Below are 8,246 nucleotides of genomic sequence, written 5' to 3'. Positions count from 1 at the left end.
GAGACCGATGGCGGCCACGATCAGGATGCCGGTCAGGAAGTAGACCTGCTGCGGCCAGATCTCGATGAAGAAGAAATAGGCTCGCCGGCCGGTCATGTCGATCAGGATGGCCTGATCGGGCGCGTCCGGTCCACGGTCCCAGCGTATCCAGGGCGTGATGTAGTAGATCGACAGCAGCAGGATCAGTGCCGTCCACTTCAACGTCCTGAACTTGCCCTTGACCGACTTCGGATAGACCTTGTCCCGTTCCTTGAACAGGGCGCGTCTGGTGATTTCCGGTTCATCCGGTGTCGCGAGCGCCATTCTCAGTCTCTCCCAGGCTCCGAGATACTACTTGTTGCCGATCGGGCAGGTGCGGATGCCGATCAGCGTGTAGAGGGGGCAGAAGCTGATGGCGGCGGTCAGCAGCGGGACTATCCCGATCCAGCCCCAGGGGGTCTGCGGACCGACGAAGACCAGGGAGATCAGGCCGAGGCCCACGACGATCCGGAGGATCCGGTCGATCGATCCAACGTTTTTCGACAGCATGACATGCATCCTCTTGCATTTGATGAACATGCCGAAGTCTTGCGCCGATGATGCGCCTTCCTCAGTGACTAAGTCACACTACATCCCGCGCCGGAGGGGGATGCGGCAAGATCTCGCAGCCCGGAGACGTTCCGCACTTCCAGATGGCCCCGGCCCAGATCGACAAATCCCCGCCGCTGAAAATCCTTCAGGTGACGGCTGACGACCTCGCGGGCGGTGCCCAGTTCGACCGCCAGCGCCTGATGGGTCAGGGCAACCGGGCCACCCTGCGGAGCGTGGCTGACCAGCGCCTCCGCCAGCCGGCAGTCGATACGGCCAAACGCCACTTCGCTGACCAGCTTCATCAGGTCGGTAAGCCGTGCGCCGAAGCTGTGGAAGACGAAGTCGCGGAACGCGGTAGAGCGGGTTATCAGCCTGTCGAAGCTGTCCTTCGGCAGGGCCACGGCCGATACGGCGGTCTCCGCGATGCCTTCCGCCCCGTAGCCTTCGTTGCCGATCAGGCAGGACGTCGTGAGGACGCAGGTGCTCCCCGTTCCGACGCGGTACAGGACGATCTCGCGCCCGGCTTCCGACAGCAACTGCACGCGGACGGAGCCGGTCAGGACGATCAGGAAGCTGGAGCAGGCATCCCCCGGCCGGAACAGCACCGTGCCGGCCTTCACGTCCACCTTCGTGGCCGCCTTCGCCAGCAGGTCGAACGCTTCCGCGTCCAGGGAGGCCAGGGCCGGAAGCGAGTGCAGCCAGTCGGGTGCGGTGGACATCGCGATCATCATCTCCAGGCAGGAACCAAGACGTTCATATTATGCCGATGTCTTGATATCCTGGAATTGATCGAAAGCCTCGAGCGCCTGCGCCGCGTACATCACGCTGGGGCCGGCGCCCATGTAGATCGCCATCCCCATCGTCTCCAGCACCTCTTCCCGGCTGGCGCCCTGCTTGACGGCGGCTTCGGCGTGGAAGGCGATGCAGCCGTCGCAGCGGGTGGCGACCGCGATGGCCAGCGCTATCAGCTCCTTGGTCTTGGTATCCAGCGCATTGGCCTTCAGCGCCGCCTGGGCGATGGACGAAAAGCCCTGCATGACGGCGGGTGCGCCGCCCCGAAGCTGCTTGAGAGCGGCTGACATATCCTTCGTCGTTTGTACCCAGTCCTTGTTCATGACGCTTCTCCGGTGGGGGGCGATTCAAATCTTCGTTTGCAATCCTGCTCCAAAATCGTATATGAGTCAATTATCAATTATACATGAGTAATGTTTAAAGCTGAACGGTCATGGAAGGGAACCCGCGATGGAGAACTTCACCCCTGTAGCATCCGCTGCCGGCGGCATGCTGATCGGTCTTGCCGCAGCGCTGCTCTGGCTGGGGCTGGGCCGGATCGCCGGCATCAGCGGGATCGTCGGCGGAATGCTGCCGATCCGGCGCAAGGAAACCGCTTGGCGCGCGGCATTTCTTGCAGGCTTGCTGGCGGCTCCGCTCCTGCTCGGCTTGGCGGTCGGCTACTCGGCGCCGGCTCCGGTTCTGGAATCGGTGGACCTGCTGGCTGTCGCCGGTCTGCTGGTGGGATTCGGGACGCGGCTCGGCAGCGGCTGCACCAGCGGCCACGGAGTCTGCGGCATCGCCCGGCTGTCGCCGCGATCCCTGATCGCGACCGGAGTCTTCATGGCGACTGCGGCAGCCACCGTCTTCCTTGTCCGCCACGTAATCGGAGCCTGACCGCCATGCGTGCGCTGTTCGTCGCCTTCGCTTCCGGCCTTGTGTTCGGCCTGGGCATCATCGTGTCCGGGATGGTCGATCCCGCGAAAGTCCTGGCCTTCCTGGATATCGCCGGCGACTGGGACCCCAGTCTCGCCTTCGTCATGGGCGGAGCCATCCCGGTCGCTGCGGCCGGCTTCATGCTGGCCCGCCGCCGCCAGCACCCGGTTTGCGAAGGCCGTTTCCTGGAGCCCTCGAAGACCGGCATCGATGGGCGGCTGATCCTGGGGGCCATCCTGTTCGGCGCCGGGTGGGGGCTTGCCGGCTACTGTCCTGCCCCGGCCTTGGTGGCGTCCGTTTCGGGGCAGGCGGGTACGCTGGTCTTCGTGGCGGCGATGCTGGCCGGGATGGTCGTCTTCGACCTATATCAAAGGCTGCTGCCGGGCTCCCGGCGCTAGCCGCGTGCCCGTACTGCCACTTCAGGCTATGGTTCCAGCATGACAGTCAGCTCATCCGCATCCAAGACACCGGAAACCCATCTCGACCCGGCGGCGCTGGAGGCGAGTGCGGCGGAAGCGGAAGCCTTCCTCCGCTCGCTCGCCAGCCGTCACCGGCTGATGATCCTGTGCCGCCTTGTCGACGGCGAGACCTCCGTCGGGGAGATGCTCCAGACGCTCGGCCTCAACCAATCCAACCTGTCGCGCCATCTGGCGCTGCTGCGGGAGGAAGGGCTGGTGGCGACCCGGCGCGAGGGAACGGTGATCCATTACCGTATCGCCTCGGACCGGGTCAGGCCGTTCCTTGCCGAATTGCAGAGGTTGTTCTGTCCTCCTCTGGATGGGGCCGATCAGGCGGGGTCGGGCGACGTGATGTAGAGGGCGGTCGCCTTTGACTGGGTCAGCGCCTGATAGCGTTCGTACTGCGCCACCACGTCGCTGATGATCTGGTCGCGGGAGAAGCCCATCACGTCGTAGCCCCGGCTGCCGTCGGAGAAGAAGGTCCGCGCCACCCAGCTATGCGGGCGCTTCTCCTCGCTCGATGCCGCCTCGGCCGCCGTGAAGGCGGGCAGGAGATGGCGGACCGGACGGACGCCGTAGACGAAGCTGCGCGTTTCCACCGCCGGAATGGTCAGGGCCACGCCGTCGTCGCCGTCCGGTTCGACCGTCGCCGTCAGGCCGCGCCCGCGCATCTCCTTCGCCACCGTCTCCAGCGCCGGCTTGACCGCATCGTCGATGAAGCGCCTGACATCCGTCCGCTGAGGCGTGTGCAGGATCAGCTCCAGCCGCCGCGTCCATGAGATCTCGGTCGAGGGGACCGCCGTGCTGGTCGCCGCCTGGCTGCTGGCGACATCGGCCTGCATGCCGCGGATCAGGCCTGCGGTCAGCAGGATCATGATGAAGGTGAAGGGCAGGGCCGAGATCAGCGTCACCGTCTGAAGCGCCGTCAGCCCGCCGGCCATCAGCAGCAGGGCGGCGGCCAGCCCTTCCAGGCTGCACCAGTAGACCCGTTGCCAGACCGGGGTCGATTCGGCACCGCCCGCGGCGATCGTGTCGATCACCAAGGAGCCGGAATCCGACGACGTCACGAAGAAGATCGCAACCAGCAGCACCGCCAGACCCGAGGCCACGGCGCTGAACGGCAGGTAGGTGAAGAACTGGAACAGGGCCACCGACACGTCGGCCGATACCGCCGCCGCGATGGCGCCGGAGGCCTCGTTCATGTCGAGCCAGATCGCGGTATTGCCGAACACCGTCATCCAGAGGAACGAGAAGCCGCTGGGGATGAACAGGACGCCGCCGATGAACTGCCGGACCGTCCGCCCGCGCGAGATGCGGGCGATGAACATGCCGACGAAGGGCGACCAGGCGATCCACCAGGCCCAGTAGAACAGCGTCCAGGAACTCAGCCAGCTTTGCGGCTCATAGGCATACAGGTTGAAGGTGCGGATGAAGAAATGGTCCAGGTATGTGCCGACGTTCTGGACGAAGGCTTTCAGCAGGAACGTCGTCGGCCCGACCGCCAGCACGAACAGCATCAGCAGGATGGCGCAGATCAGGTTCAGTTCCGACAGGCGGCGGATGCCGACATCCAGGCCGCTCAGCACCGAGGCCATGGCCATCAGCGTGATCACGACGATCAGCGGGATCTGCACCCAAAGCTCGTTCGGCAGGCCGAACAGGTAATGCAGACCGGAATTGATCTGGAGCACCCCGAAACCCAGCGACGTGGTGATGCCGAACAGGGTGCCGCAAATCGCGAAGATATCGACCGCATCGCCGATCGGCCCGTTGATCCGGTTCTTGAACAGCGGATAAAGGCCGGAGCGGATGGTCAGCGGCAGGTTGTAGCGGAAGCTGAAATAGGCCAGCGACAACCCGACGATGCCGTAGATCGCCCAGGCATGGACGCCCCAGTGGACGAAGGTGATGACCATCGCCTCGCGCGCTGCCTCCATCGTCAGCGGAGCGGCCTCGGGAGGCTTGGCATAGTGCTGGATCGGTTCCGCCACCGCGAAGAACATCAGGCCGATGCCCATGCCGGCGGCGAACAGCATGGCGATCCAGGACGGATAGCTGAAGTCCGGCTCCGAATCGTCGGGACCCAGCTTCAGCCGGCCATAGCGGCTCAATCCCAGGAAAAGACAAACGAAAACGAAGCCGGCGACCGACAGAATATACAGCCAGCCGAACCCTTCGATGATCGAAGACTGGACAGCCGCGAATATTTCTTCCGACTCATGCGGAAAGACGACCCCAAGCGCCAGCAAAGCGCCGACGATGAGACTGGCCCCCCAGAATACCGGGGGATTGATCGTTTTTTGCCTCATGGCTGGTTGTCTCCTTCTCGCACCCAGCTCCGGCCTGACACCGGAGCTTCAGGCGGGACAACACGCAAGATGGCGGAAAGGTGGCAATCAGCGGCGCTGAGGTCCGGCCCTAGGGTCGAGCGCGTCCTGCAAACCGTCGCCGACGAAGTTGAAGGCGATCACCGTGACAAAGATCAGCAGGCCGGGATAGATCGCCAGCAGGGGCGCCGACCAGATCAGCTCCTGCGCGTTGGTCAGCATGTTGCCCCAGCTCGGCAGCGGCGGCTGGATGCCGAGGCCGAGGAAGCTCAATACCGACTCGAGCAGGATGATGTTGCCGATCGACAGCGTCGTCGCTACCACGATGGGGGAGGCGACGTTGGGCAGGATGTGGACCAGCATCAGCCGTGCGTTGCCGGCCCCGAGTGCTGTGGCCGCCAGGACGAATTCCCGCTGCCGGACGCTGAGCGCCGCGCCGCGCACTAGACGCGCCACGGTGGTCCAGCCCGCCAGCGAGACGATCACGATTATCCTGTAGAGGCTGACCTGCTCCGACTGCGCCAGTCCCGCCGGCAGGCCCAGCTTGCCCAGATCGACGGCGGCCAGAACGATCAGCAGCGGCAGCAGGGGCAAGGCGATCACGCCGTCGGTCAGCCGCATCAGGAAGTCGTCGAGCCGCCCGCCGTAGAACCCGGCGATCAGGCCGACGACGGTCCCGATCACGGCGGAAGCCAACGCGGCGGCGATCCCGACGAACAGCGAAACCCGGCCGCCATGGAGCAGCCTGACCAGAACGTCGCGGCCAAGCTCGTCCGTTCCCAGCCAGTTCTCCGCCGAGGGCGGACCGAAGCGGTTGAACAGGCTGACGGCGTTGGCATCGATGCCCAGCCAGCCCTCGACCAGCGGAGCGGCCAGGGCAGCCGCTCCCAGCAGGACCAGCACCCCCAGGCTGATGACCGAGGCCGGGTGGCTCAGGAAGCGCCGTCCTGCGCTCAAGTCCTGGTCTCCGTGAAGCTGATGCGGGGATCGAGGGCGGCGTAGCCGAGGTCGGCCAGCAGGTTGCCGGCCAGCGTCATCAGCGTCGCCAGCAGCAGCCCGACCAGGGCGATGTTGTAGTCGTTGCCCAGGATCGAATCGTAGATCAGCTTGCCCATGCCTAGATAGGCGAACATCGTCTCGGTCACGAGAGCTCCGGAAAACAGGGAGCCGAACCCCAGCGCCACTATCGTCACCACCGGGATCATGGCGTTGCGCAGCGCGTGCCGCCAGACGACGCCGCGCTCCGACACGCCCTTGGCGCGGGCGGTCCGGATGTAATCCTGCCGCAACTGCTCCAGGACGGCAGCCCGAACGAAGCGGGTATAGCCGCCGATGCTGACCAGCGTCAGGGTCGCGACCGGCATCACCAGATAGGGCAGGCGCTCCGCCAGACCGCCGTCGCCCCCGATGGGCGCCATCCCGCCTGCCGGCAGGATACCCAGGGTGACCGAGAACAGGATGATGAACAGCAGCGCCAGCCAGAACGGCGGCACCGAGATCCCGGCGAAGCACAGCAGGTTGACGGCGGTATCGGTTACCGAATTGGGCTTCCGTGCGGCATGGACGCCCAGCGGGATCGCGATGGCGAGCGAGAGCACAAGCGAAATGCTGAGCAGCAGCAGGGTGTTCAGCAGACGCGGCTTCAGCACGTCCAGCACCGGCTGGGAGATCAGGCGGGAATAGCCGAGGTCGCCCTGAAGGGCGGCGGCAAGCCAGTTCAGGTAGCGGGTCCAGATCGGCAGGTCGAGCCCGTAGAGCGCCCGAAGCCGAGCCGCGTCCGACGGAGACAGGTTGGGGTTGGCGTTGATCATCAGGTCGATCGGGTCGCCCGGCATCAGCCCGATCAGTCCGTAGATCAGGAACGACATGACCAGCAGGACGACGAGCGCCTGGAGCAGCCGGACCGCAACGAACCGCAGCATCTATGCGAGCCAGATCACTGCTTCGACCGCCACTGCTCGACCCACAGGCTCGACGCATACTGGTGGCCGGTCGGCCTGACGCCTTCAAGCCAACTCGGCATGATGTAGCTGTCGGACCGGAAATAGAGGGGCAGGGAGGGCAGCTGCTCGGCGTAGATCTGTTGCAGGCGGGTCCAAAGCGGCCTCGCCTCGTCCTCCTTGCAGGTGACTTCCAGGTCGTCGATCAGCTTGTCGGCCTCCGGATTGCTGAAGCCGACATAGTTTTGGCCGGAAAAGCCGTTCTCCGGCGTCGGGATCATGGTCGAATGCAGGATGGTCCGGGGAATGTTCTCGGGCGCGCTCAGCCACGCGAACATCGCCATCCCCGGAAACTGCCGCTCGCGCATCGTGGAGCCGAACAGCACGCGGGCCGGCTGGTTGTTGATCTTCACTTCGATGCCGGCCTTCTGCCACTGCGCTTGAAGCACCTGCTGGACCAACTCCCGCGTCCTGTTGCCGGCGGTTGACTGGAACTCCAGGCTGAGCCGGCGTCCTGATGAGTCATGCCTGATCCCGCCGCGAAGCTCCTTCCAGCCCGCTTCTTCCAGAAGCTTTACGGCGGCTGCCGTGTCGAACGGGTATTTCGGGAAGTCATCGGAGTAGTAGCGATCCAGCGGGTTGACCTGCCCGTGCGCCACCGGCTGCTTGCCCTCGAACAACTGGCGGGAGATCGCGTCGCGGTCGATCGCCATCAGGAGAGCGCGGCGGACCCGGACGTCGGCCAGGATCGGGTTGTCGAGCTTCAGGTCGATATGCTCGAAGAATAGTCCCGGCTTGTAGACGACGTTGAAGCGCTTGCCGTTGCGCTTCTCGAACGCAAGCGCCTGCTCGATCGACAGCCCGACCTCGCCGGCTACGAAATCGACCTCTCCGGAGAGCAGGTTGGCTTCCATCGCGGAGGTGTTCTCGATCGTCCGCACCACGATCCGCTTGAAGTTGGGCTTCTCGCCCCACCATGTTGGGTTCTGTTCGAGCACCACATAGGCGCCGGATTCGACCCGCGTGATCCTGTAGGGGCCAAAGTAGAGGCCGGGATTGGTCCGGTCGGTATCGTAGAGCGTATGGGTCCGGTATTGGGACGGATCGGCTTCGAAGACCGGGCGCTCCAGGTGCTCGGGCAGCAGCAGGAAATCGTTGATCGAGTCGTAGCTGCACCTGAACTTGTCCCAGTGGATGGTGAAGGTCTTGTCGTCGACCGCCGTGATCCCCGCGATGTCCTTGGC

The 8,246-nt window shown here is 64.8% G+C and carries 10 protein-coding genes and 1 pseudogene; 3 read left to right on the top strand and 8 right to left on the bottom strand.

Translation table 11 applies throughout. From position 1 onward, the window contains the following. The 4 genes and pseudogenes from AC5JJ6_RS31080 to AC5JJ6_RS31065 all read right to left on the bottom strand — a co-directional run. A pseudogene (locus AC5JJ6_RS31080) lies at positions 1-303 on the bottom strand (cytochrome c oxidase accessory protein CcoG); the annotation flags it as partial. 27 nt (positions 304-330) lie between these two features. Continuing rightward, positions 331-528, bottom strand: a complete 198-nt coding sequence (locus tag AC5JJ6_RS31075; RefSeq protein ID WP_496045756.1) for a YgaP family membrane protein — start codon at positions 526-528, stop codon at positions 331-333. Between the two features lie 68 nt (positions 529-596). Continuing rightward, positions 597-1,289 (bottom strand): Crp/Fnr family transcriptional regulator, encoded by a 693-nt coding sequence (locus AC5JJ6_RS31070; RefSeq protein WP_496045755.1) that lies wholly within the window; start codon positions 1,287-1,289, stop codon positions 597-599. A gap of 39 nt (positions 1,290-1,328) precedes the next feature. Then, positions 1,329-1,685, bottom strand: a complete 357-nt coding sequence (locus AC5JJ6_RS31065; protein ID WP_496045754.1) for a carboxymuconolactone decarboxylase family protein — start codon at positions 1,683-1,685, stop codon at positions 1,329-1,331. Positions 1,686-1,812: 127 nt separating this feature from the next. Between AC5JJ6_RS31065 and AC5JJ6_RS31060 the strand changes: the two genes are divergently transcribed. Genes AC5JJ6_RS31060 through AC5JJ6_RS31050 form a run of 3 tightly spaced genes read left to right on the top strand, consistent with a single transcriptional unit; the run spans position 1,813 to position 3,092 of the window. After that, a complete protein-coding gene (locus AC5JJ6_RS31060; RefSeq protein WP_496045753.1) occupies positions 1,813-2,238 on the top strand; it encodes a YeeE/YedE family protein in 426 nt (141 codons plus the stop codon). Between the two features lie 5 nt (positions 2,239-2,243). Beyond that, a complete protein-coding gene (locus AC5JJ6_RS31055; protein WP_496045752.1) occupies positions 2,244-2,675 on the top strand; it encodes a DUF6691 family protein in 432 nt (143 codons plus the stop codon). A gap of 39 nt (positions 2,676-2,714) precedes the next feature. Next, complete coding sequence (locus tag AC5JJ6_RS31050; RefSeq protein WP_496045751.1) at positions 2,715-3,092, top strand: ArsR/SmtB family transcription factor; 378 nt, start codon at positions 2,715-2,717, stop codon at positions 3,090-3,092. On the opposite strand, the gene AC5JJ6_RS31045 is transcribed toward AC5JJ6_RS31050, so the two are convergent. The 4 genes from AC5JJ6_RS31045 to AC5JJ6_RS31030 form a co-directional block, all read right to left on the bottom strand. Next, the gene (locus AC5JJ6_RS31045) at positions 3,065-5,044 is read right to left on the bottom strand and encodes a BCCT family transporter (RefSeq protein WP_496045750.1); all 1,980 of its coding nucleotides are present in this window, start codon (positions 5,042-5,044) and stop codon (positions 3,065-3,067) included. The two genes, AC5JJ6_RS31050 and AC5JJ6_RS31045, sit on opposite strands and share 28 nt — an antisense overlap. Positions 5,045-5,131: 87 nt before the next feature. Beyond that, positions 5,132-6,019: an ABC transporter permease gene (locus AC5JJ6_RS31040; protein WP_496045749.1), complete on the bottom strand. Its 888-nt coding sequence runs from the start codon at positions 6,017-6,019 to the stop codon at positions 5,132-5,134. Next, entirely contained in the window at positions 6,016-6,984 is a 969-nt protein-coding gene (locus tag AC5JJ6_RS31035) for an ABC transporter permease (protein WP_496045748.1), read from the bottom strand. Before AC5JJ6_RS31035 ends, AC5JJ6_RS31040 begins: the two co-directional genes overlap by 4 nt. A gap of 14 nt (positions 6,985-6,998) precedes the next feature. Next, a partial coding sequence (locus AC5JJ6_RS31030) for a peptide ABC transporter substrate-binding protein (RefSeq protein WP_496045747.1) occupies positions 6,999-8,246 on the bottom strand: 1,248 nt, incomplete at its 5' end.

This window comes from Skermanella sp. (assembly GCF_059503625.1).
The sequence above is the reverse complement of the archived record's forward strand: the minus strand, read 5'-3'. Positions and strand labels throughout refer to the sequence as shown.

Bases quoted from the DNA above. Each gene is read 5' to 3' on its own strand.
- AC5JJ6_RS31075 (WP_496045756.1), bottom strand. From the start codon at position 528: ATGCTGTCGAAAAACGTTGGATCGATCGACCGGATCCTCCGGATCGTC.
- AC5JJ6_RS31070 (WP_496045755.1), bottom strand. From the start codon at position 1,289: ATGTCCACCGCACCCGACTGGCTGCACTCGCTTCCGGCCCTGGCCTCC.
- AC5JJ6_RS31065 (WP_496045754.1), bottom strand. From the start codon at position 1,685: ATGAACAAGGACTGGGTACAAACGACGAAGGATATGTCAGCCGCTCTC.
- AC5JJ6_RS31060 (WP_496045753.1), top strand. From the start codon at position 1,813: ATGGAGAACTTCACCCCTGTAGCATCCGCTGCCGGCGGCATGCTGATC.
- AC5JJ6_RS31055 (WP_496045752.1), top strand. From the start codon at position 2,244: ATGCGTGCGCTGTTCGTCGCCTTCGCTTCCGGCCTTGTGTTCGGCCTG.
- AC5JJ6_RS31050 (WP_496045751.1), top strand. From the start codon at position 2,715: ATGACAGTCAGCTCATCCGCATCCAAGACACCGGAAACCCATCTCGAC.
- AC5JJ6_RS31045 (WP_496045750.1), bottom strand. From the start codon at position 5,044: ATGAGGCAAAAAACGATCAATCCCCCGGTATTCTGGGGGGCCAGTCTC.
- AC5JJ6_RS31035 (WP_496045748.1), bottom strand. From the start codon at position 6,984: ATGCTGCGGTTCGTTGCGGTCCGGCTGCTCCAGGCGCTCGTCGTCCTG.